This window comes from Caenibacillus caldisaponilyticus (genome assembly GCF_002003465.1).
GTDB classification, from domain to species: domain Bacteria; phylum Bacillota; class Bacilli; order Bacillales; family Sporolactobacillaceae; genus Caenibacillus; species Caenibacillus caldisaponilyticus.
In genome coordinates this window covers 1-26,225 of sequence record NZ_BDDQ01000032.1, presented here as the reverse complement: position 1 = coordinate 26,225, position 26,225 = coordinate 1, and the positions used below count along the sequence as shown (strand labels likewise).

Annotated in this window: 19 protein-coding genes and 1 pseudogene; all 20 read left to right on the top strand. The window is 55.5% G+C overall.

Going from position 1 to position 26,225, the window contains the following annotated elements; all coding sequences use genetic code 11:
• Positions 1-58 precede the first annotated feature (58 nt).
• The 20 genes and pseudogenes from CCB157_RS10260 (at position 59) to glnA (ending at position 25,784) form a co-directional block, all read left to right on the top strand.
• Positions 59-1,316 (top strand): annotated as a pseudogene (locus CCB157_RS10260) (competence/damage-inducible protein A).
• Between the two features lie 87 nt (positions 1,317-1,403).
• Positions 1,404-2,456, top strand: a complete 1,053-nt coding sequence (gene recA / locus CCB157_RS10255) for a recombinase RecA (protein ID WP_077615808.1) — start codon at positions 1,404-1,406, stop codon at positions 2,454-2,456.
• A gap of 271 nt (positions 2,457-2,727) precedes the next feature.
• A complete protein-coding gene (gene rny / locus CCB157_RS10250) occupies positions 2,728-4,287 on the top strand; it encodes a ribonuclease Y (protein ID WP_077615807.1) in 1,560 nt (519 codons plus the stop codon).
• Positions 4,288-4,688: 401 nt separating this feature from the next.
• Positions 4,689-5,501, top strand: coding sequence for a TIGR00282 family metallophosphoesterase (locus CCB157_RS10245; protein WP_077615806.1), 813 nt, complete (start codon positions 4,689-4,691; stop codon positions 5,499-5,501).
• Between the two features lie 98 nt (positions 5,502-5,599).
• On the top strand, positions 5,600-5,860 hold the full coding sequence (locus CCB157_RS10240; protein ID WP_077615805.1) for a stage V sporulation protein S: 261 nt from the start codon (positions 5,600-5,602) through the stop codon (positions 5,858-5,860).
• A gap of 133 nt (positions 5,861-5,993) precedes the next feature.
• A complete protein-coding gene (locus tag CCB157_RS10235; RefSeq protein WP_077615804.1) occupies positions 5,994-6,917 on the top strand; it encodes a dipeptidase in 924 nt (307 codons plus the stop codon).
• Between the two features lie 217 nt (positions 6,918-7,134).
• A complete protein-coding gene (locus tag CCB157_RS10230; protein WP_077615803.1) occupies positions 7,135-8,313 on the top strand; it encodes a glycine C-acetyltransferase in 1,179 nt (392 codons plus the stop codon).
• Between the two features lie 174 nt (positions 8,314-8,487).
• Positions 8,488-9,990, top strand: coding sequence for a tRNA (N6-isopentenyl adenosine(37)-C2)-methylthiotransferase MiaB (miaB, locus tag CCB157_RS10225; RefSeq protein WP_238594662.1), 1,503 nt, complete (start codon positions 8,488-8,490; stop codon positions 9,988-9,990).
• Positions 9,987-10,394, top strand: a complete 408-nt coding sequence (locus tag CCB157_RS10220) for a YlbF/YmcA family competence regulator (protein WP_077615802.1) — start codon at positions 9,987-9,989, stop codon at positions 10,392-10,394. The genes miaB and CCB157_RS10220 overlap by 4 nt, the downstream gene beginning before the upstream one ends.
• Positions 10,395-10,697: 303 nt before the next feature.
• A complete protein-coding gene (locus CCB157_RS10210; protein WP_439951318.1) occupies positions 10,698-11,747 on the top strand; it encodes a M42 family metallopeptidase in 1,050 nt (349 codons plus the stop codon).
• Between the two features lie 303 nt (positions 11,748-12,050).
• Positions 12,051-12,596 (top strand): outer spore coat protein CotE, encoded by a 546-nt coding sequence (gene cotE, locus CCB157_RS10205; RefSeq protein ID WP_077615799.1) that lies wholly within the window; start codon positions 12,051-12,053, stop codon positions 12,594-12,596.
• Between the two features lie 152 nt (positions 12,597-12,748).
• On the top strand, positions 12,749-15,505 hold the full coding sequence (gene mutS, locus CCB157_RS10200) for a DNA mismatch repair protein MutS (RefSeq protein ID WP_077615798.1): 2,757 nt from the start codon (positions 12,749-12,751) through the stop codon (positions 15,503-15,505).
• Positions 15,506-15,669: 164 nt separating this feature from the next.
• Complete coding sequence (mutL, locus tag CCB157_RS10195; protein WP_077615828.1) at positions 15,670-17,901, top strand: DNA mismatch repair endonuclease MutL; 2,232 nt, start codon at positions 15,670-15,672, stop codon at positions 17,899-17,901.
• 284 nt (positions 17,902-18,185) lie between these two features.
• Positions 18,186-19,148 (top strand): tRNA (adenosine(37)-N6)-dimethylallyltransferase MiaA, encoded by a 963-nt coding sequence (gene miaA, locus CCB157_RS10190; protein WP_077615797.1) that lies wholly within the window; start codon positions 18,186-18,188, stop codon positions 19,146-19,148.
• Between the two features lie 2 nt (positions 19,149-19,150).
• Entirely contained in the window at positions 19,151-19,381 is a 231-nt protein-coding gene (hfq, locus tag CCB157_RS10185) for an RNA chaperone Hfq (RefSeq protein ID WP_077615796.1), read from the top strand.
• A 797-nt stretch (positions 19,382-20,178) separates the two neighbouring features.
• Positions 20,179-21,162 carry a stage V sporulation protein K gene (spoVK, locus tag CCB157_RS10170; protein WP_077615793.1) on the top strand — a complete coding sequence of 328 codons (984 nt, stop codon included), beginning with the start codon at positions 20,179-20,181 and terminating at the stop codon, positions 21,160-21,162.
• Positions 21,163-21,247: 85 nt separating this feature from the next.
• Positions 21,248-22,498 carry a GTPase HflX gene (hflX, locus tag CCB157_RS10165; protein WP_077615792.1) on the top strand — a complete coding sequence of 417 codons (1,251 nt, stop codon included), beginning with the start codon at positions 21,248-21,250 and terminating at the stop codon, positions 22,496-22,498.
• Positions 22,491-23,771 (top strand): methionine gamma-lyase family protein, encoded by a 1,281-nt coding sequence (locus CCB157_RS10160; RefSeq protein WP_077615791.1) that lies wholly within the window; start codon positions 22,491-22,493, stop codon positions 23,769-23,771. Before hflX ends, CCB157_RS10160 begins: the two co-directional genes overlap by 8 nt.
• Positions 23,772-23,977: 206 nt before the next feature.
• Positions 23,978-24,406 (top strand): MerR family transcriptional regulator, encoded by a 429-nt coding sequence (locus CCB157_RS10155; protein WP_077615790.1) that lies wholly within the window; start codon positions 23,978-23,980, stop codon positions 24,404-24,406.
• 43 nt (positions 24,407-24,449) lie between these two features.
• Complete coding sequence (glnA, locus tag CCB157_RS10150) at positions 24,450-25,784, top strand: type I glutamate--ammonia ligase (protein ID WP_077615789.1); 1,335 nt, start codon at positions 24,450-24,452, stop codon at positions 25,782-25,784.
• Positions 25,785-26,225: the final 441 nt, after the last annotated feature.

The window sequence follows — 26,225 nt, the reverse complement described above, 5'->3', positions numbered from 1 at the left end:
GCAAGCGAACGGATAATAATGTAATGAGGGCAGTTGGGGAAACGAGGGATCGCGCACGATGAAAGCGGAAATCGTGGCGGTCGGCACCGAGCTGTTGCTCGGCCAGATCGCCAATACGAACGCACAGTTTATTTCGGAACAGTTGGCCGAAATCGGCGTCGACGTATTTTATCACACGGCGGTCGGCGACAATCCCGAACGGTTGCGGGCAGCCGTTGAAATCGCCCGGTCGCGGTCGGATGTTCTCATTTTTACGGGCGGCCTCGGTCCAACCAAGGACGATTTGACCAAAGAAGTCATCAGCGAGATGCTCGGGAGACGACTCGTGATCGACCGCGCGGCGCTTTCGTCCATTGAAGAGCATTTTAAAAAGACGAACCGGCCGATGACGGAAAACAACAAAAAGCAAGCGCTCGTCATGGAAGGCGCGCGCGTCTTGCCGAATGAAAAAGGCATGGCGCCCGGCATGATCCTGGAAACGGACGGCGTCATCTATATTTTAATGCCCGGAGTTCCTTCCGAAATGAAAGCGATGTTTACGAACGCCGTCAAGCCGTATCTTTCCTCCAAGGTGCATGAACCGATCGTCTCGCGCGTGCTCCGGTTTTTCGGGATCGGCGAATCGGCTTTGGAAACGCGGCTCGCCGATCTGATCGACCGGCAATCGAGGCTGACGATCGCGCCGCTGGCGAAAGAAGGCGAGGTGACCTTGCGCTTGACCGTGAAGCACGCCGACGCCCACGTCTCGCAGCGCCTTTTGGATGAGGCGGAAGCCGAAATCCGCGCCCGGGTCGGCGATTATTTGTACGGATATGGCGAAACGTCGCTGGCGGAAACCGTCTTCCGGCTTTTGCGGGAACGCGGGCTCACCATCGCGAGCGCCGAAAGCTTGACGGGCGGCCTCTTCGCGGAACGGTTGACCGATCTCCCGGGGGGCGTCGGCCGTCTTTGCCGGGGGCGTTGTTTCCTACACGAATGCGGTCAAGCAAAGCTTGCTCGGCGTTCCGGCCGACGTTTTAAGCCGGTATGGGGCGGTGAGCGCCGTTTGCGCCGAAGAAATGGCGGCCAACATTCGGCGGTTGACGGGGGCCGACCTCGCCGTCAGCTTTACGGGCGTCGCCGGACCGACGCGAAGCGAAGGCAAGGAAGTCGGCACGGTTTACATCGGTTTGGCGGACGCCGCGGGCTGCGAAGCCACTCTTCACCGCTTTGTCGGCAATCGGGAGGCGATCCGCCGCCGTTCGGTTTTGACGGGATTCGATTTGATCAGAAGGCGGTTGCTCGGGCTTTCTCCGCTGGGTAAAAAAAACGAATAAATGTTCGATAAAACGGTTGAGAAACCGCGGCAAAACGTCTATCATAAAGGTAAGAAAGCATAGCCTTTGAAGAAAAGAGGTAATGAAATGAGCGATCGAAAAGCAGCCTTGGACATGGCGTTACGACAAATAGAAAAACAGTTCGGAAAGGGCTCCATCATGCGCCTCGGCGAGCAGGCGGAAAGGAAAATCTCCGTCCTGCCGAGCGGCTCGCTCGCGCTTGACATCGCGATGGGCGTCGGCGGTTATCCGCGCGGGCGGATCATTGAAGTTTACGGCCCCGAGTCGTCGGGGAAAACGACCGTCGCCTTGCACGCCATCGCGGAAGCGCAAAAAGCGGGCGGACAGGCGGCGTTCATCGATGCCGAACACGCCCTGGACCCCGTTTATGCCGAAAAGCTCGGCGTCAACATTGACGAATTGCTGTTGTCCCAGCCGGATACCGGCGAACAGGCGCTCGAGATTGCCGAAGCCCTTGTCCGCAGCGGGGCGATCGATGTCATCGTCATCGACTCGGTCGCGGCGCTCGTGCCGAAGGCGGAGATCGAGGGCGAGATGGGCGATTCGCATGTGGGCCTGCAGGCGCGCCTGATGTCGCAAGCGCTTCGCAAACTGTCCGGCGCGATCAATAAATCGAAGACCATTGCGATCTTCATCAACCAAATCCGTGAAAAAGTCGGCGTCATGTTCGGCAATCCCGAGACCACCCCGGGCGGCCGCGCCCTGAAGTTCTATTCGACGATTCGGCTGGAAGTCCGCCGCGCGGAAACGCTGAAGCAAGGCAACGACATGGTCGGCAACCGCACGCGCATCAAAGTCGTCAAAAACAAAGTGGCGCCGCCGTTTAAACAAGCCGAAGTGGACATCATGTACGGCACGGGCATTTCCAAAGAAGGCGAAATCCTCGACATCGGTTCGGAGCTCGACATCATCCAAAAAAGCGGCGCCTGGTATTCCTTTAACGACGAAAGGCTCGGACAAGGACGGGAAAACGCCAAACAGTTTTTACAGGAAAATGAGGCGGTCCGCAATGCCATCGAAAAGGCGATTCGCGCCCATTACGGCTTGGATCATGAAGAAGCGGCGGCTGACGACGAGGCGGCCGACGCGGATCTCCTCAAACAAGAGGAACTGTTATAATCGGAACGGCGTCCGGGAACCCCGGGCGCTTTTTTTCGTCCGGCCGAAAAGCGAAGGGCGGGCGTGCTGAAATAGTAAAAAATTCGCATTTCTTTTGATAATTAAGTCGTCCATGTTGACAACTATTTTTTCCAACTATACAATGGAAGTGTCTCTTTATTTTTATTTGCCTTGCAAGTCCTTTTAAGAGGGTGTTATTGCATTCAATAGCCTGAAGCGGCTTCAGCACGTCGGAACGTAACGACTTGTTGAGAGCAAGGAGGTGAAACGCATGAACCTCACCGTCATCTCCATTGCGCTCATCTCTGTAGTCGTTGGTTTATTTGTCGGTTATTTTGTGCGCAAATCCATCGCTGAGGCCAGGATCGCAACCGCTGAACAACAAGCGCGGCAAATCGTGGAGGAAGCGAGAAGGGAAGCCGAAGCCGTAAAAAAAGAGGCCCTTCTCGAAGCGAAAGACGAAATTCACGGTATGAGAACCGAAGCCGAAAGCGAGATTCGCGAAAGGCGTAACGAACTTCAAAGGCAAGAAAATCGACTGCTTCAAAAAGAAGATCTCCTTGATCGAAAAAGTGAGATGCTAGATAAGAAAGAAGAGTCACTTGAGAAAAGGGAGGATTCTCTGGAAAAACAACAACGACAACTTAAAGAGATGGAGAGCAAAGTGGAGGAATTGCTCCGCCAGCACCAAGCGGAGCTTGAACGGATTTCCGGCTTGACGAGAGAGGAAGCGAGGGAATGGATCCTCAATCAAGTCCGGCAGGAAACGGTTCACGAAGCGGCGCAGCTGGCGAAGGAAATTGAAACCCGCGCGAAAGAGGAAGCCGACAAGAAGGCGAAAAACATTCTTTCGCTCGCCATCCAGCGCTGCGCGGCCGATCATGTCGCCGAAACGACGGTGTCCGTCGTCAATTTGCCGAACGACGAAATGAAAGGGCGCATCATCGGCCGGGAAGGCCGCAACATTCGCACGCTCGAAACGCTGACGGGCATCGACCTCATCATCGACGACACCCCTGAAGCCGTTATCCTCTCCGGATTCGATCCGATCCGCCGCGAAATTGCCAGGATCGCGCTCGAAAAGCTCGTTCAAGACGGCCGAATCCACCCGGCGCGCATCGAAGAAATGGTGGAAAAAGCGCGCCGTGAAGTCGATGAAATGATTCGGGACTACGGCGAACAAACGACGTTTGAAGTCGGCATTCACGGCTTACATCCGGATTTGATCAAAATCCTCGGGCGGTTAAGATTCCGTACGAGCTATGGCCAAAACGTGCTCAAGCACTCCAAAGAAGTCGCTTTTCTCGCGGGGCTGATGGCCGCGGAACTCGGCGAAGACGTCATGTTGGCGCGCCGCGCCGGCCTGCTCCACGACATCGGCAAAGCGATCGACCACGAGGTCGAGGGAAGCCACGTGGAAATCGGCGTGGAATTGGCGACGAAGTACCACGAACATCCCGTGGTCATCAACAGCATCGCCTCTCACCACGGGGATACCGAGGCGACTTCGGTGATCTCGGTGCTTGTAGCCGCTGCGGACGCTTTATCGGCCGCCCGTCCCGGAGCGAGAAGAGAGACGCTTGAGACGTATATTCGCCGCCTGGAAAAACTCGAAGAAATCTCCGAGTCGTTTGAAGGCGTTGAAAAATCCTATGCCATCCAAGCCGGGCGTGAAGTGCGCATCATGGTTCAACCGGATGTCATAGACGACGCCAAATCGTATCAATTGGCGAAGGACATCACGAAGAAAATTGAAAGCGAGCTCGATTATCCGGGACATATTAAGGTAACGGTCATCCGCGAAACGCGGGCCGTCGAATACGCCAAATAAAAGAAACGGCCTTTGGGCCGTTTCTTTTATTTTCCCGCAAACGGCATGACGGCCGAACGGACCGCGCTTCCGCCGTTTGAAGCCGCCGGGACGTTTCATGAGCGGCAGCTTCGCGGCGGAGTCTGCACGCGCAGGGAGTGCCGGCGCTAGGTTTTTCGCACGCATGCGCATCGGGTTCATCCGAGTCAAATAAATTAAAAAACAAGAGCTCGAAATGCGGGTCTTCGCCGCCCGTTTTGTGGCGCCGGTGTTCATTGAACGGTTCCTTCTCAGTGTGTATGTAAAATATTTCCTTTCAATTACCAACCCGGACCCGCATCGGTTATACTATATTTAAAGTCCAGATTCCCGTGGGCGGATGCCAGCGGGAGCGGACCGCCAATGATGAGGAGAAGACAACGATGAGAATCTTGTTTGTGGGAGACGTGTATGGAAAAATCGGTCGCACGATGCTTGGCGACTATTTGCCGAAACTCAAGGCGCGGTTTAAACCGACCGTGACAATCGTGAACGGGGAAAACAGCGCTCACGGCAAAGGCATCACTGAAAAAATTTACAAAATGATGATGGAGGCCGGCGCCGATGCCATCACGCTCGGCAATCACGCATGGGACAATAAAGAGATTTTTGAGTTCATAGATCGCGCGCCGCATCTCGTCCGGCCGGCGAATTATCCGCCGGGCACACCGGGGCGCGGTTTAACCTATTTGAATCGCAATGGCGTGGAAATTGCGATCATCAATTTGCAAGGGCGGACCTTTTTGCCGACGATCGATTGCCCGTTCCGCAAAGCCGACGAATTGATCGCAACGGCGCGCGCGCGCACGCCTGTTATTTTTATCGATTTTCATGCGGAAACGACGAGCGAAAAAATGGCGATGGGGTGGTATGTCGACGGCCGCGTCTCGGCTGTCATCGGCACCCATACCCATGTGCAGACGGCGGATGAACGGATTTTGCCCGGAGGGACGGCGTATTTGACCGATGCCGGCATGACCGGTCCGTATGACGGCATTATCGGCGTTCAGCGCGATGCGGTGATCCGCAAATTTTTAACGGGGCTTCCCGTCCGGTTTGAAAGCGAAACCGGCCGCCCCCAACTTTCTTCAGTGATCATCGATGTCGATGAGGCGACGGGGCGGGCGACCAAAATCTTCCGCTGCCTGATCAATGAAGATCATCCCTTCGATAACGATCGCGCGGACTTTTCTTAAAGGAAAAGTATGAAAAACGCCGCTTTTTTGAAGGAATACCCCATTCCTGTAGGGAATATAGTTATTATGGGATAACCATTCTTAAAGGAGGTACAGGAATGGACGTATTAAAAGTTTCAGCAAAATCGAATCCGAACTCCGTTGCCGGTGCGTTGGCGGGCGTTTTGCGCGAGCGCGGTTCCGCCGAAATCCAGGCCATCGGTGCCGGTGCCTTGAATCAAGCGGTGAAAGCGGTAGCGATTGCAAGAGGGTTTGTGGCACCGAGCGGCATAGACCTCATCTGCATTCCCGCGTTTACCGATATCATCATTGAGGGGGAAGAAAGAACGGCCATAAAATTAATCGTGGAACCTCGCTGACAAAAGCACACTCCTGTTTGTTCGGGCGGAGCAAGCAGGTTTTTTTTGAATGCGCCCATTCCGATAAAGATGAGTCGCGCAGTGACCGACGCAGAAAAACGATAAGAGACTGGAAAAAGAAGGTGTTCGATTCGTGGCGATCTTTGATGCGCATTGCGACGTTTTGTACAGGCTGCACTTTGAGAAGGGGTTGTCGTTCGCCGAAAACAACGGGCTGCACATCACGTATGACCATTTAAAAGCCGCAGGGGCGAAAGTGCAATGTTTTGCCCTTTTCATCCCTGCAGAATTGCCCCAAGAAATCAAGTTCAAAACCGCTCTCGATATGATCGATGTGCTGCATCGTGAGATATTGGACAAGCATCCCGACATCCGGCTCGTGAAATCGAAGGCGGACATCGAGCGTTTAAAAGACGATGAGATCGGGATCATGTTGACTTTGGAAGGGTGTGACGCGATTGATACAGATCTCGTCAAATTGCGCACGCTCTTCCGCCTCGGCGTCCGCTCGGTCGGCTTGACGTGGAACAACGCCAACGCCGCCGCCGACGGCGCGCAGGAATCGCGCGGGGCCGGCCTCTCGGATTTCGGACGAAAAGTCGTTGAAGAAAACAATAAACATAAGGTGTGGACGGACGTTTCCCACATCGCGGAAAAAGGGTTTTGGGACGTGATGGAAACGGCGCAATATCCCATCGCATCCCACTCGAACGCCCGTGCGCTGTGCGATCACCCGCGCAATTTGACGGATGAGCAAATCCGGGCGCTTTTCGAACGCGGCGGAGTGATCGGCATCACGTTTGTTCCGAGCTTTTTAAACGAATCGGGAGAAGCGTCCATCGCCGATATTTTAAAACATATTGATCACATCGCGAGCCTTGGCGGAGAAGGCAAAATCGGCCTCGGTTCCGATTTCGACGGCATCGAAACGACGCCGAAGGAATTGACGGATTACAGCCGCTATCCCGTGCTCATCGACGCTTTGCAAAAACATTACAGCGAAGCGTTTGTCAAGGGCTTGTTGTTCGACAATTTCGTGCGCGCGCTGCCGGAATGAGCGGATCTCCCCGTGCCTGGCCGCCCCGTCGAAAAGGACGGATGCGCGCCGGCGGCGGTTTACATTTCATTTTACGACGTGATAGAATGGAATCGGTTTCTTGACAGGCGGCGGAGAAACGGCGGCCGTCCGAAGCGGGGAGTCCCTTTTTGCCGGATAATAGCCGGCTGCCCGCCCAGAGGCCGCGACCCGCGTTGCCGTGAAGGGGGTTTGCAACATGAAAGAAGCGTTCCGCTATTTGCAAGCGGAGCTTGATGAAATGAGGGAAAAAGGGACGTTTCGCGAACTCACGGAGCTTGAATCTAAACAAGGTTCGCGCGTTCGGATCAAAGGCAAAGAAGTCATTCAGCTGTCGTCCAACAACTATCTCGGTTTGACCGATCATCCGAAATTGAAAAAAGCGGCCATCGAAGCCGTCGAGCAATACGGCGCGGGCACGGGAGCGGTCCGGACGATCGCCGGAACGTTCACGATGCACGACCAATTGGAAGAAAAGCTCGCCGATTTCAAGCATACGGAAGCCGCGCTCGTCTTCCAGTCGGGATTTACAACGAACCAGGGCGTTTTGTCCGCCATCCTTTCGGACCAAGACGTCGTGATTTCCGACGAACTGAACCACGCGTCGATCATCGACGGCATTCGCTTGACGAAAGCGGCGCGTAAAATTTATAAACACGCCGACATGGACTCGTTGGAAGACGCCTTAAAAGACTCAGCGTCATACCGCGTCCGCCTCATCGTGACCGACGGCGTTTTTTCCATGGACGGGGATATCGCCCCGCTCAAGGAGATCGTCGAGCTCGCCGAGAAGTACGGCGCGATGGTAATGGTCGATGACGCTCATGCCAGCGGCGTGCTCGGCCAAAACGGCCGCGGGACGGTCAACCATTTCGGGCTCGACGGCCGCGTTCACATCCAGGTCGGAACGCTCAGCAAAGCGATCGGCGTGCTCGGGGGATATGTCGCGAGCACCAACACGCTGCGCGATTATTTGATCCATAAAGGTCGTCCGTTTTTGTTCAGCACGTCGCATCCGCCGGCGGTGACTGCCGCCTGTTCGGCCGCGATCGACGTGTTATTGGAAGAACCCGAACGGATCGAGCGGCTGTGGGATAACACGAATTTCTTCAAAAAAGGTTTGGAAGCGCTCGGCTTCGACACCGGTAAAAGCGAAACGCCCATCACACCGGTGATCATCGGCGACGAAGCCAAGGCCCTTCAGTTCTCGGACAAGCTGTTCGAGTACGGCGTCTTCGCCCAAGGCATCGTCTATCCGACGGTTCCGAAAGGCACCGCCCGCATCCGCACGATCGTGACCGCGCAGCATACGAAAGAAGAATTGCAGGAAGCGCTGGACGCTTTCGAGAAAGCCGGCAAAGCGCTTGGCGTCCTATAAAGGGCCGACGTCCCCCAATGCAGGTCGCGTTGGGGGACGTTTTTTTTTAGCCGGACGGAAGCATCGCGGCACGGGAAACGGGCACCTGTTTGCTTGACGGATGATTTTGTTAACATTCCCAGCGCCGTATGTTATAATTTCAGAATGGTACGCTTTGAAAGGAGGCGCGGAGGTATGGCTGATATCAAACAAACGAAGCCAGAGAAGGACTATTCCGTCTATTTCCAAAGAACGTTTGTGGCGCCCAATCTGAAAGAGGCGCGCCGTCGCCGCAGACAGGCGGTCCGACATTTGAACGATTTCAGCATTCCTGATGATATAAAAGGCATCGGCGCGGGGAAGAAATATCTCATCCGCACGTACGGCTGCCAAATGAATGAGCATGATTCCGAAGTGATGGCGGGCATTCTCGAGGAAATCGGCTATACATCGACTGATGTGGAGGAAGAAGCCGACATCATCCTCCTCAACACGTGCGCCATCCGTGAAAACGCGGAAAACAAAGTGTTTGGGGAACTCGGCAACCTGAAACAATTGAAGCGGGAAAATCCCGATCTCATCCTCGGCGTCTGCGGGTGCATGGCCCAGGAAGAGGCGGTCGTCAACCGTATTTTGCAGAAGTATCAGCACGTCGACCTCATCTTCGGCACGCACAACATCCATCGTTTGCCGCAGCTCCTGAAAGAAGCCATGTTCAGCAAAGAAATGGTCATGGAGGTGTGGTCGAAAGAAGGCGACGTCATCGAGAATTTGCCGAAAGCGCGCAAAGGCAACGTCCGCGCCTGGGTCAACATCATGTACGGATGCGACAAATTCTGCACGTATTGCATCGTGCCGTATACGCGCGGCAAAGAGCGCAGCCGTCATCCGCACGAAATCATTCAAGAGGTGCGTGAGCTGGCCCGGAAAGGCTATAAGGAAATCACCTTGCTCGGCCAAAATGTGAACGCCTACGGCAAAGACTTGAACGACGGCTCTTACCGGCTCAGCCACTTGATGGATGAAATCCGCAAGATCGACATCCCGCGCGTCCGCTTTACGACCAGCCACCCGTGGGACTTCACGGACGATTTGATCGAAGTGTTGGCCAAGGGCGGCAACCTTGTCGAGCACATTCATTTGCCCGTTCAATCGGGGAACAATGCGATTTTGAAAATCATGGGGCGCAATTACACGCGAGAGTCCTACTTGGAACTTTTTTACAAACTGAAAAAAGCGATTCCGCACGCGGCGATTACGACCGACATCATCGTCGGTTTTCCGAACGAAACCGAAGAGCAATTCCAAGACACGCTTTCGCTCGTTGAAGAATGCCAGTTTGACGGCGCGTACACGTTCATTTATTCGCCGCGGCCGGGGACGCCGGCGGCGCGCATGGAAGACAACGTTTCGATGGAAGTGAAAAGAGATCGCCTGCAGCGTTTAAACGAGCTGGTGAACGAGCTGGCGTATAAGAGCAACGCGCGCTTGGAAGGCGAAATCGTCGAAGTGCTCGTCGAAGGCGCGAGCAAGAAAAACGAGGACGTGTTAATGGGACATACCCGGACGAATAAAGTCGTCCACTTCCGCGGGCCGAAATCGCTCATCGGCCAGTTGGTCAACGTGCGCGTGACGAAAGCGAAAACGTGGACGTTGGACGGTGAGATCGTCGCCGAGCAGGAGGCTGCGAATCAATGAGCAAATACACGCGCGAAGACATTTTGGCAAAAGCCGGCGAATTGGCGAAAATGATCGCGGAAACGGAAGAGGTCGATTTTTTTAAACGGGCCGAGGCGGCGATCAACCAAAACGAAAAGGTGCAAAAACTGATCAAGCAGATCAAGCTTTTGCAAAAAGAGTCCGTCAATCTTCAGCATTATCACAAAGAAGAAGCTTATCGGGAAAACGAAAAGAAAATCGACCAATTGATGGACGAGCTCGACAAAATTCCGATCGTCAAAGAATTTAAGCAGTCTCAAGTGGAAGTCAACGATCTTTTGCAGTATATCGCCCGGACGATTTCTGAACGCGTGACCGAAGAGATCACCAAATCGACCGGCGGCGACGTGTTGTCCGGCCAGACCGGAAACGGCCGCCATTGAAAAGCGCTGACCTTAGTGTCGGCGTTTTTTCATGGCAACAAAATTTCTCCTTTTTCATCCGCGGCATCCTGTCGGCGCCCGCCATCCTGCCTGTCAGGCGAACCGCAACACAACCGAACGGCTTGTTGAAGCCGCAACTTCCTCTGGAGATGGCGCATGCGATCGGCCGCCGCCCTGTAAAAGCCGGCCGCAAAACCGTTGTTCGTCGATGCATTTCCGAGCAAAAGGCAGGAGACGGCGCTTGGCCTGTTGAATATATTTATGGATATAAAATACATAACGGGGGACTGACATATGGCACACATCGTAGATGGCAACGAAATCATCCGCTTGATCGGCGATTTGGTCAACATTCCCAGCCCGTCCGGCCGGGCCGAAAAGGCGATCGCTTACACCGAAGCCGTTTTTAAGTCATTGGGCATGCCGACCCAACGGACGAATAAAGGCGCCCTGATCGCGACGATAAAAGGAAAGGATGACGGAAAACACCGGCTCTTGACCGCGCACGTCGACACGTTGGGCGCGATGGTGAAAGAAATCAAAGCCGACGGCCGCCTGAAGCTCGAAAAGATCGGCGGTTTTCCGTGGAATATGGTCGAAGGCGAGTATTGTGAAATCGAAACGCGGACGGGCCGGCGCTATACCGGGACGATCTTGATGCATCAGACGTCCGTGCACGTCTATAAAGACGCCGGCAAAGCCGAACGAAACGATGAGAATATCGAAGTGCGCATCGATGAGAAAGTCAAGAGCCGCGAAGACACGGAAGCCCTCGGCATCGGGGTCGGCGATTTCGTCTCTTTCCATCCGCGTTTCGCCGTAACCGAGAGCGGGTTTGTCAAATCGCGCCATTTGGACGATAAGGCGAGCGTCGCCATTTTGCTCCACGTCGTCGCGAAGCTGAAGGAAAACGGGGTCGAGTTGCCGTACACGACGCATATTCTCATTTCGAATAATGAAGAGATCGGTTACGGCGGAAATTCCAACATACCGCCGGAAACCGTCGAATATTTGGCCGTCGACATGGGGGCGATCGGCGACGGCCAGGCGACCGACGAATATTCCGTATCCATCTGCGCGAAAGACGCGAGCGGTCCGTATCATTACGCCTTGAGACAACATCTCGTTGCCTTGGCGGAAGAGCACAACATTCCTTATAAAATCGACATCTACCCGTATTACGGTTCCGACGCGTCCGCCGCGATGCGCGCCGGCGCCGACGTGGTCCACGGCTTGATCGGTCCGGGAATCGACGCCTCGCATGCGTTCGAACGCACCCATCGCGATTCGCTCGTCCATACCGGCACGCTCATTTACCACTATTTGCAATCGCACCTGGCCGTCGAAGACTAAACGGTTCATATTAAACGGCAGGAAAGAAGGAAGGCTTGCGCTTTCCTGAGCATCAAGCGCGGTCCTTTATATCGTTCGTGCCTCTTCTCTTGCGTTCGGCTCATGGCAAGGCTTCGTAAACCGTAAGCCGGGTGGCAAAACGGTTTTCGTCAATCTCGGGACGAGTCTCGGAAAGCGCATGCCGCACGGCGACAACCGCACGGGGATGGGCGGGCGATGGCACAAAAGTTTGGCACACTGGTCATTCGCCCCGCATACCATGACAGGGAAGAAAGCAAAGGAGGTCATGGCCCCGTGCCTGTTATGGAAAAGAACTACCGGGAAATCATCACAAAAGCCGTTTGCGGAAAAGGCAAGAAATTCAGTCAAAGCGCTCACACCATATCGCCGCTTCACAAACCGTCAAGCATTCTCGGCTGTTGGGTCATCAACCATAAATTCCGCACCACCTATCAAAAGGACGTCGTCGTCGTAGAAGGCAGCTACGACATCAATGTATGGTATTCTTATAACAATAACACCAAAACCGAAGTCGTGAGCGAAAGCGTCACCTACCGCGACGAAATTGCCCTCACCATTAAGGATAAAAAAGTGATTTCCGACCGCCTGGAGGTTTACGCTCGCACGCTTCAGGAGCCGAACAGCCTGGAAGCCAACGTTTCACCGAATGGGAATAAAATCGTCGTCCAAGTGGAGCGGGAATTCATCGTCGAAGTCATCGGCGAAACAAAGGTCCGGGTGACGGTCGATGAAGACGATGTGATCGATGAAGACGAATGGGAAGAAGAAATCGACGAAGCCTTTGAAGACCTCGACTCGGAGTTTTTGGTCAGCGAGATCGAAGAATAAAACTAGGAAGGCATCCTTCCTAGTTTTTTTATCTTTTGGCGGACGGAAAGCCGGAGGGCGGCTTCAGGCGCGGGCGCCTTCGCGCGCCGTTTTCTGTCATGATCTATGTTATAATGTTCTCGAATATGCACGGATAAAGGATGAAGAAATCGATGCCGTATACCCCGATGATCCAGCAATATCTCGCCATCAAAAAGGACTACCAAGATGCTTTTCTCTTTTTTCGGCTCGGGGATTTTTATGAAATGTTTTTCGATGATGCGAAAAAAGCGGCCGAAGAGCTTGAAATCACGCTGACGTCGCGCGACGGGGGCGGAGACGAACGCATCCCGATGTGCGGCGTTCCCTATCATTCCGCCAACCACTATATCGAAAGATTGATAGAAAAAGGATATAAAGTCGCGATCTGTGAACAAATCGAAGATCCGAAGCTCGCCAAAGGCGTCGTCAAGCGCGAAGTCATCCGGGTGATCACGCCCGGAACGGTCATGGACGAAGGCGCCTTGAACCCTAAGGAAAACAATTATATCGGCGCGGTCGCGTTTGACGGCCGTTCTTACGGGCTCATCTTTCTCGATTTGACGACGGGCGAAGGGCGGTCGACGGTCGTTGGAGAGCCCGGCGAGGTCGCGCGCGAGATCGCCAGTTTTCATTGCCGCGAAATCGTCGTCGACGAGTCGTCAGAAGCCGGACTGCGCCCGGCGCTCGCGGGCGAACGGATCACGTTTTCCCGCGAAGACGGCGAGGCGATTCCTGATGAGCTCGCCGCGGTGACCCGCCGCCTCGAAAACGAGGCAGCGAGGCGGGCCGCCGGAAAACTTTTGCAGTATTTATTAAAGAACCGGCAGTCGTCGCTCGGCCATTTGCAGGCGATCGAACCGTACGACGTCTTCGACTATATGGTTCTCAACGCCGGCGCGCGCCGCAACTTGGAGATTATGAAAACGCTGCGCGAAGGGAAAAAGCGCGGTTCGCTTCTCTGGATTTTGGATCGCACGATGACGGCGATGGGCGGGCGCAAGCTCAAGCAATGGCTTGAGAAGCCGCTCATTGACCGAGAGGCCATTGAAAAGCGGTTGTCCGCGGTGGAAGCTTTGAAAGAGCATTTCATCGAACGCGAGGCATTGCGGGAATCGCTTCGCCGCGTTTATGATCTGGAACGGCTCGTCGGCCGCGTATCCTACGGCAACGTCAACGCCCGGGAACTCAATCAGCTGAAGCGCTCGCTCGCCGAGATTCCGGAGATCATCGACATTCTGAAAAACATCGATCACAGGGCCATTCACGAGTTCGTGAACGCCATCGATCCGTGCGGCGAAGTCCACGCGATCATCGACGAGGCGATCGTCGACGATCCGCCCGCATCCGTGACCGACGGCGGCATGATTAAGGACGGCTTTCACCCTGAACTCGACGAATATCGTTACATCCAAAAAAACGGCAAATCGTGGCTCGCCGAATTGGAGCAGAAGGAGCGCGAAGCCACCGGCATTAAATCGTTGAAGATCGGCTACAACAAAGTCTTCGGTTACTATATCGAAGTGACGAAGCCCAACCTGAAATATTTGCCGGAAGGCCGTTATGAACGCAAACAAACGTTGACCAACGCGGAACGGTTTATTACCCCGGAATTGAAAGAAAAAGAACAGCTCATCACCGAAGCCGAGGAGAAAATCTCCAGTCTGGAATACCAGCTGTTTCAGACGATACGGGAGCAGATCAAAAGCTACGCCGAACGCTTGCAGAAGCTGGCGCGCGTCATCGCCGAAATCGACGTCCTGCAAAGCTTCGCGACCATCAGCGACGAATACGGCTATACCCGTCCGACGTTTACCGAGCGCAAGAGCTTGCGGCTCATCAACAGCCGCCACCCTGTCGTCGAGCGCGTCCTCACCGATCAGTCTTTTGTCGCCAATGACATCGTCATGGATGAAGCATGCGACATTTTGTTGATCACCGGACCGAACATGGGCGGAAAAAGCACGTACATGCGTCAGGCGGCCTTGATCGCCATCATGGCGCAAATCGGTTGTTTTGTCCCGGCCGACGAGGCGGTGCTGCCGATCTTTGACCAAATCTTTACGCGAATCGGGGCGGCGGATGATCTCGTTTCAGGCCAGAGCACCTTTATGGTCGAGATGTCCGAAGCGGAGGACGCGCTATCGCACGCGACGCCCCAAAGCATGATCCTCCTAGATGAAATCGGGCGGGGGACGTCGACCTATGACGGCATCGCGATCGCGCGGGCGATGATTGAATATATCCACGACCGCGTCGGAGCGAAGACGTTGTTTTCCACTCACTATCATGAACTGACGGACTTGGAAGCGACGCTACCCCGGCTGAAAAACGTCCACGTCGGCGCGATCGAAGAAGACGGCCGCCTCATTTTCCTGCATAAAGTGATGCCCGGCTATGCCGACAAAAGCTATGGCATCCATGTCGCCGAACTCGCCCGGCTTCCGAAGCCGCTCATTGAGCGAGCGACGGCCATCCTTGAGGAATTGGAGCAACATGCGCCTTCCGTTTCTATTCGTCAAGCGGGCGGTTCGCATCTGCCAAAAGAGGCGGAGGGCCGCGCTGCCGCGCCGGATTCGCAGAAACCGGGCGGCAACGGCTCGGCGCGTCAAGCCTCCGGGACGGAGCCAATGGCCGGCGGCACGCAGGAAACGTTGTCAACGGGCGCCGATGCGGACGGGGATCGAAATGAGCGGCCACCAAGCGATCTCAAGGCGGGCGGCGCCGGCGAACAGCTCAGCTTGTTTGAAGAAGCGGCGCCCGCCGCGCCGCCGCTGGCCAAAAAGGAACGCGACGTGATCAAGCGCCTGAAACAGCTCAATTTGTTGGACATGACGCCGATGGAAGCGATGAACCGCCTGTACGAACTGCAACAGAAGCTGAAAGATTAACGCGCCCCATTTTTTGCGGCCATCGGCGCATCACGCGAAAAGGCGGGATCGTTTCTTTCAAAATCTATCGAAGGAAAGACGTGCGGACGGCGGTGGCGATGTGGAAGAGCCGGCAATCGGCTCAAGTTGTTTCGTTGATATCCTATGCCTTGGAGGTGGCGGTCATGGGACGGATCAAAAAAATGGACGAGCGTCTGGCCAACAAGATTGCCGCCGGCGAAGTCGTGGAACGGCCGGCGTCCATCGTGAAAGAATTGGTCGAAAACGCCCTTGACGCCGGCGCGACGTCCGTACAAATCGAAGTGGAAGAAGGCGGCCTGCGCAAGATCAAGGTCACCGACAACGGCCACGGGTTTTTGCCCGAAGACTGCGAAGCGGCATTTGAACGGCACGCGACGAGCAAAATCCGCGATGAACACGACCTCTTTCATATTCGGACGCTCGGCTTCCGCGGCGAAGCGCTGCCGAGCATCGCCTCGGTTTCCCGGGTGGAGCTATTGACCGGAACGGGCGAAGGCCCCGGGCGCTACCTCGTCATACAGGGCGGCGAAATTCTCGAATCCGGGTTGGCGCCTTCCAACCGGGGAACGGAAATGACCGTCACGCAATTGTTTTATAATACGCCGGCGCGCCTCAAACATTTGAAAACGATACATACCGAACTCGCTAATATTACGGACGTCGTGAACCGGCTCGCGCTGGCGTCCCCCGACGTGCGCTTTTTGTTGACACATGACGGGAAAATCTTGCTGCGCACGAACGGCAACGGCGATCTGGCCCAAGTGCTGGCGGCCATTTACGGCTATCGCACCGCCAAGGCGTCGCTTTCGTTCAGCGAAGAATCGCTCGATTTCAAAGTGTACGGCCGGCTCGTCAAACCGGAGATCACCCGCGCCGGCCGTCAATACGTCTACCTGTTCATCAACGGGCGTTTCATCCGCCACTATGGACTGTTCAACGCCGTGTTGAGGGGTTACCACACCTTGCTTCCGATCGGCCGTTATCCGATCGCCGTCATCCACATCGAAACCGACCCGGCGTTGATCGACGTGAACGTCCACCCGGCGAAGCTTGAGGCCCGGATCAGTAAAGAAAAAGAGCTATGCGAGCTCGTCGAACGGGCGATCCGGGAAACGTTCCACAAGGAGCGGCTCATTCCGTCGGTCGGGGCAAGGCCAAAGGGCGAAAAAGGGCGTTCGGAACAACAGGCCTTCCGCTTCGAGACTTTCTCCGACGGTTCCGCCGCGGCGGAACCGAACGCGCGCGACTACGTCAAAGAAGCGTCCCCCCTTTGGACGGACGGGGAAGGAGGGGCGGAAAAGAAAGCTTCCGCGCCCGGGACCCCCGATGGAGACCGGCGGCCGGCGGCTGGTGAGCGCGAGACCGGCGGGGACGCCCGAATGCCCGAACTCGGGAAACCCGCGGGCGAGGATCGCAAGCACGCGGCTCCACATGGCGATGAGCGAGGCTTCGACCGGTCCGGAGCCCCGGCAAAACAAGTCGTCCCGGAAGCGGAGCGGCCGGCGGCTTCCCGGCCACGCCCCGTTGAGCCCGACGATCAGTCGGCGCGGCCGGACGGCGACGGCGCAGCGCAAACGGTTTCTTCGACCGGAAGCGACTGCCCTGTTTTCCATGAAAGGCCGCACGACACCGCCTCTCTGCACCCGCCGGAATTTGGCCTAGGAGGGGAGGAAAGGCCGGCCAACGGTTTTGCCAAGGACCTTGCGGACGAAACGGAAAGAGAAGCGGTCGATCCGGACGGCTTGCCAGACACCGCCGGAACGGGGCCGAAAACGGAAGCAAGGCGGGGCGGGCGCATGCCCGTTCTGTATCCGATCGGACAGCTGCACGGCACGTACATTTTGGCTCAGAACGAAAGCGGTTTGTATTTGATCGACCAACACGCCGCCCAAGAGCGGATTAAATATGAATACTTTCGCGAAAAGGTCGCGGAAACCGATCCTGAAGTGCAGGAATTGCTTCTGCCTTTGACCTTTGAATTTTCCGCCGCGGAATACGCCATCATTGAGCAACATTTCGAGTTTCTGAAAAGCCTCGGCTTTGCGGTCGAACCGTTCGGCCCGCGCTCCGTCATCGTCCGCGCCCATCCGCGCTGGCTGCCGCGCGGCAGGGAAAAGGAAATGATCGAGGCGATCGTCCAAGAATTGTTGGAACGCGGCAACGTGTCCGTCAAGGAATTGCGCGAAGACCTCGCCATCATGATGGCGTGCAAAAAATCGATCAAGGCCAATCACCATCTGCGCCCGGAAGAAATCGAGGCGCTGCTGGCCGATTTGGCGAAAGCGGAAGATCCATTTACTTGTCCACACGGGCGCCCGGTCATCGTGCACATCTCCACGTACGAGCTGGAGAAAATGTTCAAGCGCGTCATGTGAAACCGTCTTGGCGGTGCCCGCCGCGAGACTCTGGTTGGACATCCGCGGCATGGCCAACGTTTTTTCCGAAATCCGGCGGACCGGACTGTGCGGTGGCGGCGATGGGAGCGCTTATTTATAGAACGCCACCACCCGTTGCGGAGCGGAAGGGTCAGCGCGCCAAGATAGCGGGAGGCGCGCTGAAAAGAAATACACACAGAAAATCGTTAGAAAAGCTTGGGCGGTTTGCGCTTTTTCATTCCGTTTTGTAAAATTAAACCAACCAACCAAAGCGTGGTGTTGTCGTGAACGTGAAACTTTGCGTCGTCGTCGGCCCGACCGCCGTCGGCAAAACGGCGGTCGGCGTCCGGCTGGCCAAGGCGTTGAACGGTGAAGTCATCAATGGAGACGCTTCCCAAGTATATAAAGGTTTGGATATCGGGACCGCAAAAATTTCACCCGAGGAGGCCGACGGCGTCCCGCATCATCTTATCGACCTTCTCCCGCCGGAGGCGTCTTACTCAGCGGCGGATTTTCAACGCGATGCGCGCAAAGCGATCGCGGACGTCGCGGCGCGCGGCCGGTTGCCGATTCTCGTCGGCGGCACTGGATTGTACATCAAGGCGGCGATCTATGACTACCGTTTTGATGAAGCGGCGCCCGACCCCGAGTTGCGGCGCCGCCTGGAAGAACGCGCCGTCCGGGAGGGCACCGATAAACTTTACGAGCGCCTTAAAGAAATCGATCCGGAATATGCCCACCGCGTGCATCCGAACAACGTCAAACGGATCGTGCGCGCCCTGGAAAGATACCATCTGACGGGCCGGCCGCCGTCCGCCGCCGAAGGCGCTTCCCGCCCGCTTTATGAGGCGGCCGTCATCGGGCTGACGATGCCCCGCGACGCGTTGTATCGGCGCATCGAGGACCGCGTGGATAAGATGATCGCCGCCGGTTTGGTCGATGAAGCCCGGCAATTGTACGATCGCGGCCTCGCGGACGCCCAATCGACGCAGTCGATCGGCTACAAGGAATTGTTCGGATATTTTCAAGGCCTGTACAGCCTCGATGAAGCGATCGGACTCATCAAGCGCAACACGAAGCGGCTTGCCAAACGGCAATATACTTGGTTTCGCCGGCAAATGGACGTCACTTGGTTTGACGCTAAAGATGTCGAAACAAACTTTTTTAAAATCCTTCAATTCGTTGCAGGAAAGTTAAAGTTTAAGTCGAATACAACAGATATAGAGATTAGAGGAGGATCGCGCTGAACATGAAACAAACAGTCAATATTCAAGACAGTTTTTTGAATCAGTTGCGTAAAGACGGCACGTTCGTCACCATCTTTTTGCTCAACGGTTTTCAGTTGAAAGGTTTGGTCAAAGGCTTTGACAATTTCACGGTGTTGATTGAAAGCGATGGCAAGCAACAGCTTATATACAAGCATGCCATATCGACTTTTGCCCCGTCGCGTCCCGTTCATTTTAACCAAGAGGAAGAATAAGACGATACAATCTCCGGCCCGGCCGGAGATTGTTGGTTTAGTAGGCGATTGAAAGCGCCCATCCGCTCAAGGAAACCGCCCGAATTCTAGGGTGAAGATGAGAAAGCCGATGCCAAGCGCAACCATGCAACGGTAAAACCAGCACGCATAAAACCGCTTGGCAGCGAAATCCGTGAAGGACTTTTTTGCCGATTGAACGGGACTCTCCGACAACCCGCGATGGTTTTTAGAGGGACGATTCAGCGGATGGCGGGGCATGAGCATTAGATGACAAGTCCTCGGCGCCCCCGTCATCGCCTGTGGCGGACAGACCTCTATGCCGTTTGAGACACCGACGACTTGCGCGGGTCGGTTCAAGGCGTTCCGCTTCGGCCAGCGGCTCACCGTTTGCCTCGCCTCCCAAGCCTGATCCTGAAACTTCGGCCTTCCGCAGCTGTTTGTAAAACGCCTCCCGCTGACATATATTTAAATGCAACGGCGTTTTTTGAGCGGTCGGTGTTTCGCGTCGGACCAAGGTTTATTGCTTGTCTTAAAAGTTCCCCGGCAGTTTTTGCTTGAACAACCGGCGGACGGGTCACGGCCGCGGTCCATTGCGGCTTCCGTGGATCCGCGCGAAGGAGAGGCGTTCCCGAAACTCGGTTCGATGGAAGCATGATTTTCGGACCCCAAAAATGGGCGAATGTCACGTACGGGCTTTAAAAAGCGTATATTAGCCTAAAGAACTTCGCAAAGGGCGATTCGCTCAGCGCGCCCTTGGTAAGGTGTCTGTTCGCCATAAAACGGAGAGGTGAGCCGCTGTGTCGGAGGCGTTGACTTTTAATCATAAAGGCCGGATTAACGTCGTTTTGAACCAATACAAGAAGGATGCCGAAGAGCCGATCGCCGTCCAACCCGATGAAGCCCGTCTTCACTATTCGCTGGAACAAGTCGAGGAGAAGCTCTCGCGCCTGATCGGCATGGAAGAAGTCAAAAAAACGGTGCGGGAAATTTACGCGTTGCTGTGCGTCAACCGGTTAAGGCAGCAGTACCGGCTGAAAGCGGAGGAACAAACGCTGCACATGTTGTTCAAAGGCAATCCGGGAACGGGGAAGACGACCGTCGCCCGCCTGTTGGGGGAATTGTTTGCCGAGATGGGCGTCCTTTCCAAGGGCCATCTCATCGAGGCGGAGCGTGCTGATCTTGTCGGCGAATACATCGGCCAGACCGCTCAAAAAACCCGAGATCTCATCAAGAAGGCGCAAGGCGGGATTCTCTTTATCGACGAAGCCTATTCGCTCGGGCGCGGCGGCGAAAAAGATTTCGGAAAGGAAGCAATCGACAGTCTTGTGAAACATATGGAAGATCTGCGCAACGAATTCATTCTCATCCTCGCGGGCTATTCGGATGAAATGAATCGCTTCTTGCGCATGAATCCCGGTTTGCCGTCGCGTTTTCCGATCATCATTACCTTTCCGAACTATACCGACCAAGAGCTGCTCGCGATTTCCGAACAGATGGTGGCCGAACGGGAGTATAAGTTCACCGCGGAAGCGCGCCGCAAGTTAAGCCGCCATTTGCAAAATAAGGTGAGCGAAAACGAGCGTTCGTTCAGCAACGGCCGGTACGTCCGCAATCTGATCGAAAAAAGCATCCGCCAGCAGGCCGTCCGCTTGTTAAGGGAAGGCGTGCCGGACCGCGAGGCTTTGTTGACGATCCGGGCTGCCGACATTACCATTGAAGATGGCAGAGAAAAAACGGCAAGACCAACGGTGGATGATCTGAACATGGAATCGATCCTTTAAGGTTTACGGCGCTCGGATGCCCGCCGGCGGGACGGTTCAGCGGCATCCGGGTCTTTTCATGATTATAAAGGAATGGGGGTCGCACATGGAACGAGCCATTCTCGTCGGCTGTTCGGATCTGCGCTCCGACGGTCAACAATTCCACTATGCGATGGAAGAATTGAAGAATTTGGCGAAAACCGCGGAGGCGGAGGTCGCGGCGGTCGTCACGCAGTCGCGGCCGAAGCCGGACCCGGCCACGTACATCGGGCGCGGAAAAGCGGAAGAGATCGCGGCGCTCTGCAAAGAAACCGAAGCGGAGACGGTCATTTTCAACGGCGAACTGTCGCCGACCCAACAGGCGAATCTCGCCGAGCTGTTAAACGTGAAAGTCATCGACCGCACGCAGCTGATCCTCGACATCTTCGCAAAGCGCGCCCGCTCCCGCGAAGGCCGCCTTCAAGTCGAGTTGGCCCAATTGGAATATTTGTTGCCGCGGCTTTCTGGCATGGGCGAGTCCCTTTCGCGGCTCGGCGGCGGCATCGGCACGCGCGGGCCGGGCGAGACGCAGCTGGAGACCGACCGCCGTCACATCCGGCGCCGCATTGGCGAAATCAAAAAGCAACTGGCCGATGTCGTCCGGCATCGCGGCTTGTATCGCGCGCGCCGGAAAAAAAGCGATTGGTTCCGCATCGCCTTAGTCGGTTATACGAACGCGGGAAAGTCGACGCTGTTCAATCGCTTGACATCGGCGGATGCCTATGAGGAAGATTTGCTGTTCGCCACCCTGGACCCCCTGACCCGCCGGTTTCGCACGCCCAGTGGTTTTACCACGCTGATGACGGACACCGTCGGATTTATTCAGCAGCTGCCCACCGGGCTGATCGCGGCGTTCCGCTCCACGCTGGAAGAAGTCAAAGAGGCCGATTTGCTCGTTCACGTCGTCGACCTTTCCCATCCCAATCGCAATCAGCACATCCGGACGGTGGACGAGCTGCTTGGCGATCTCGGCGCCGGGGCGATCCCCAAGCTGATGATTTTTAATAAAAGGGATCTTTGCTCTGATCCGTATGGCGCCGTCGAAGGCGACCGTGCGGTTTCGGCCTTGGACGAGGCCGATATCGACCGGATTAAACGGATGATTGAAGACGCGATCGTTGCGGAGTGCCGGCCGTATCGGACCGTCGTTCCCGCGGCGGAAGGAGGGTTGATGGCGCGGCTCGAAACCGGGACGATCGTCGCTTCGAAAACGTGGCAAGACGAGGAACAAGCGTTTTTATACAGCGGGTATGTGTGGCCCGCTTCGCCGCTTTATATACAGCTAAGAGGTAAAGGAGATCCAGCAGGCAATGTATGAATGGTTTAAGCACGGCCATGCGTTAAAACAATTGGCAGACCGCTCGGAACAAGACGTGCGGTCTCTTTTTGAGCAAATCGAGGCAACGGCGCAAAAAAATCAAATGCGGGTTTTAAAAAGTTTTCGCGACCGTCGCGTCAGCGATGCCCATTTCCATGGGTCGACGGGCTACGGTTATGACGATTTCGGGCGGGAGACGTTGGAGGCCGTTTTCGCAGATGTGTTCGGCGCGGATGCCGGCCTCGTCCGCCCGCAGATCGTTTCGGGCACGCACGCGATCACGATCGCGCTCTTCGGCGTGCTGCGCCCCGGCGACGAACTGTTGTACATATCCGGGAAACCGTACGATACGCTGGAGGCGGTCATCGGGCTGCGCGCCGGCGGCAGCGGCACTTTGAAGGATTTCGGCATCGATTGCCGGGTTGTTCCGTTGAAAGATGGCGGCATCGACATCGATCGGGTGATTCAGGCGATCGGCCCGCGGACGAAGATGGTCGCCATCCAACGTTCGCGCGGCTACGATGAACGGCCGTCGTTGAACATCGAAGCCATCGGGGCGGCGATCCAGGCGATCAAAGCCCGTTTTCCGGAGATCATCGTGTTCGTCGACAACTGTTACGGCGAATTCGTCGAAGACCGGGAACCGTGCCACGTCGGCGCGGACTTGGTCTGCGGTTCGCTGATCAAAAACCCGGGGGCCGGCCTCGTCGCTTCGGGAGGTTATATCGTCGGGCGCGTGGACCTCGTCGAGCAAGCCGCCGAGCGCTTGACGGCGCCCGGCCTCGGCCGGGAAGTCGGGCCGACGCAAGGGGCGCTCGCCCCGATGTATCAAGGGCTGTTTCTCGCCCCGCACGTCACGGCCGAGGCTTTAAAAGGCGCGATTTTTACGGCTAACATCCTCGAGAAGGTCGGGCTTGAAGCGGATCCGGTATGGAATGCCGAACGAACCGACCTCGTTCAGTCCGTCATTTTCCGCGATCCCGACAAGATGGTCGCTTTTTGCCAGGCGATCCAAGCGGCTTCACCGGTCAATGCCCATGTCGTGCCGTATCCGAGCCCGATGCCGGGGTACGAGGACGACGTCATCATGGCGGCGGGGACGTTCGTACAAGGCTCCAGCATTGAGCTGTCGGCCGACGGCCCGCTGCGCGCGCCTTATATCGCCTATGTGCAAGGCGGTTTGACGTATGCCCATGTGAAAATCGCCATTCTCACCGCTCTCGACGCTTTCTTTGAAAAGGGCTGGATCGCTCAGACGGGGGAAACGATTTGACCGATGAATCACCGTCCTCGAAAATTTGATCACCGATATGGATGCAACGAAAATTCGCCGCAATCCCATCGAACTGAATACAATAAAAACCGCGTGCCTCTCGTAACGTCATGTGATATTTCTTTTTATGTAATAAAACCTAACATGTGTTGACAGAAAAATGACGGTTGCATATAATCAAGTTAAAAAGGGAGGAGGGAGCGTCCGTGGATGATGGCATCCGTCGCAATACCCCGCTTTTTTCCATGAGCATCGTCGGTAAATTGACCGGTTTATCGGCCCGGCAAATTCGCTATTATGAAGAGCAAGGCCTGATTTTTCCCGAACGGACGAAGGGCAACCGCCGCTTGTTTTCGTTTAACGACGTCGAGCGGTTGCTTGAGATTAAAGCGCTGCTTGATAAAGGCATGAATCTCGCCGGCATCAAGCACGTCCTGAGCGAAAAAGGGCTGTTGGATGCCCGTCGGAATGAAGTGGAACGACCGGACATGAACAGCCAGCCGCTCTTCTCGGAAGATAAACCGGAATTAACCGACGAGGAATTGTTAAAGCTGTTGAAACAAGAGCTGACGATGGCGGGAAGGCACGGCCGGACGACACTCATCCAAGGAGAACTTTCGCGGTTCTTCCATTGAGGCGCTTCCCCGTTCCGCCAAATCATGGGAGGCTTAGGATCAGATGGGGAAATATTCAAAAGAGGACATCCTCCGCTTAGCTGAAGAAGAAAACGTCAAATTTGTAAGGCTGCAGTTCACCGATTTGCTCGGCATCATCAAAAACGTCGAAATTCCCGTCGACGTGTTGCCGAAAGCCTTAAATAATGAAGTGATGTTCGACGGTTCTTCGATCGAAGGCTTCGTGCGCATCGAAGAATCCGATATGTACCTCTATCCCGACCTCGACACCTGGGTGGTCTTCCCGTGGACGTCGGGCAAAGGAAAAGTCGCCCGGCTCATCTGCGACATCTACAATCCGGACGGGACCCCGTTTGAAGGCGATCCGCGCCGGATATTGAAGCGGCAGCTGGAAGAGATGCGGAAGCTCGGCTTTACGAGCTTTAACATCGGTCCCGAACCGGAATTTTTCTTGTTCAAAATGAACGAAAAAGGCGAAGCGACGCTCGAGTTGAACGACAACGGCGGTTATTTTGACCTTGCACCGACCGATCTCGGCGAAAATTGTCGCCGCGACATCGTTCTCGAACTCGAAGACATGGGCTTTGAAGTGGAAGCGTCCCACCACGAAGTCGCGCCCGGTCAACACGAAATCGACTTTAAGTACGCGGATGCCGTCACGACGTGCGACAACATCCAAACGTTCAAACTTGTCGTCAAAACGATCGCGCGCCAACACGGGCTGCACGCGACGTTCATGCCCAAACCGCTCTATGGCGTGAACGGTTCCGGCATGCACTCGAACATGTCACTCTTTAAAGGCAACGAAAACGCGTTTTACGATCCGAACGGCGAACATATGTTGAGCGAAACCGCCATGCAGTTTATCGCCGGCATTTTGGAACACGCCCGCGCCTTTACGGCGATCACGAACCCGACGGTCAACTCCTACAAGAGGCTCGTCCCGGGCTATGAAGCGCCTTGCTATGTCGCTTGGTCGCTCCGGAACCGCAGCCCGCTCATCCGCGTGCCGGCGAAACGGGGCATGAGCACGCGCATTGAAGTGCGCAGCGTCGATCCTTCCGCCAACCCGTATCTCGCCATGGCGGTCATGCTGGCGGCCGGTTTGGACGGCGTTCGCCGCGGTTTGAAGCCGCCGGCTCCGATCGACCGCAACATCTACGTCATGGATAAAGCGGATCGCGAAGCGGCCGGTATCCCGGACTTGCCGGCGACGTTGTACGAAGCCTTAAACGTCATGAAAACCGACAAGGTGATCACCGACGCCCTCGGTTCCCACGCGCTGAGCCACTTTATTGAGGCGAAGGAAATCGAATGGGATATGTTCCGCACACAAGTTCACCAATGGGAACGCGATCAATATTTGATGATGTATTAAGAGCTAAACCCCTTGATGCACAAGGCATCGAGGGGTTTCCGTTTTTTGGGCAAAATCATCAAAGATGGTTCATCGACGCTTTTGCCCAAAATTTGCCCAAAAAAAGGTCAAGTCCATTTTATTGTGTAAATTTCCCTTTGATAGAAAGATGGACCTGATGACCTGACGTATGGCAGGTAAGTCCGGCAAGTCTCCCTGCCGGTCGCCTTCCCGGACTAATGATCATTGTTGTCAAAGTACAGGTGTGTCAAGGCGCTTTCGCGGCAACTCCTCGCTTCCGAGGTATTTCACGTTCTCCTTGACACGTCGAAGAAATTATCCCACTTTCTTGATCGCCGAAACTTCCTGATTCATCGTTTGAACGCCTAACTCTTTCGTTTTCCGCCACTGCCAATAGTCGGACATATCCAGGTATTTGCGTCCCGATATCCATTTTTCGTC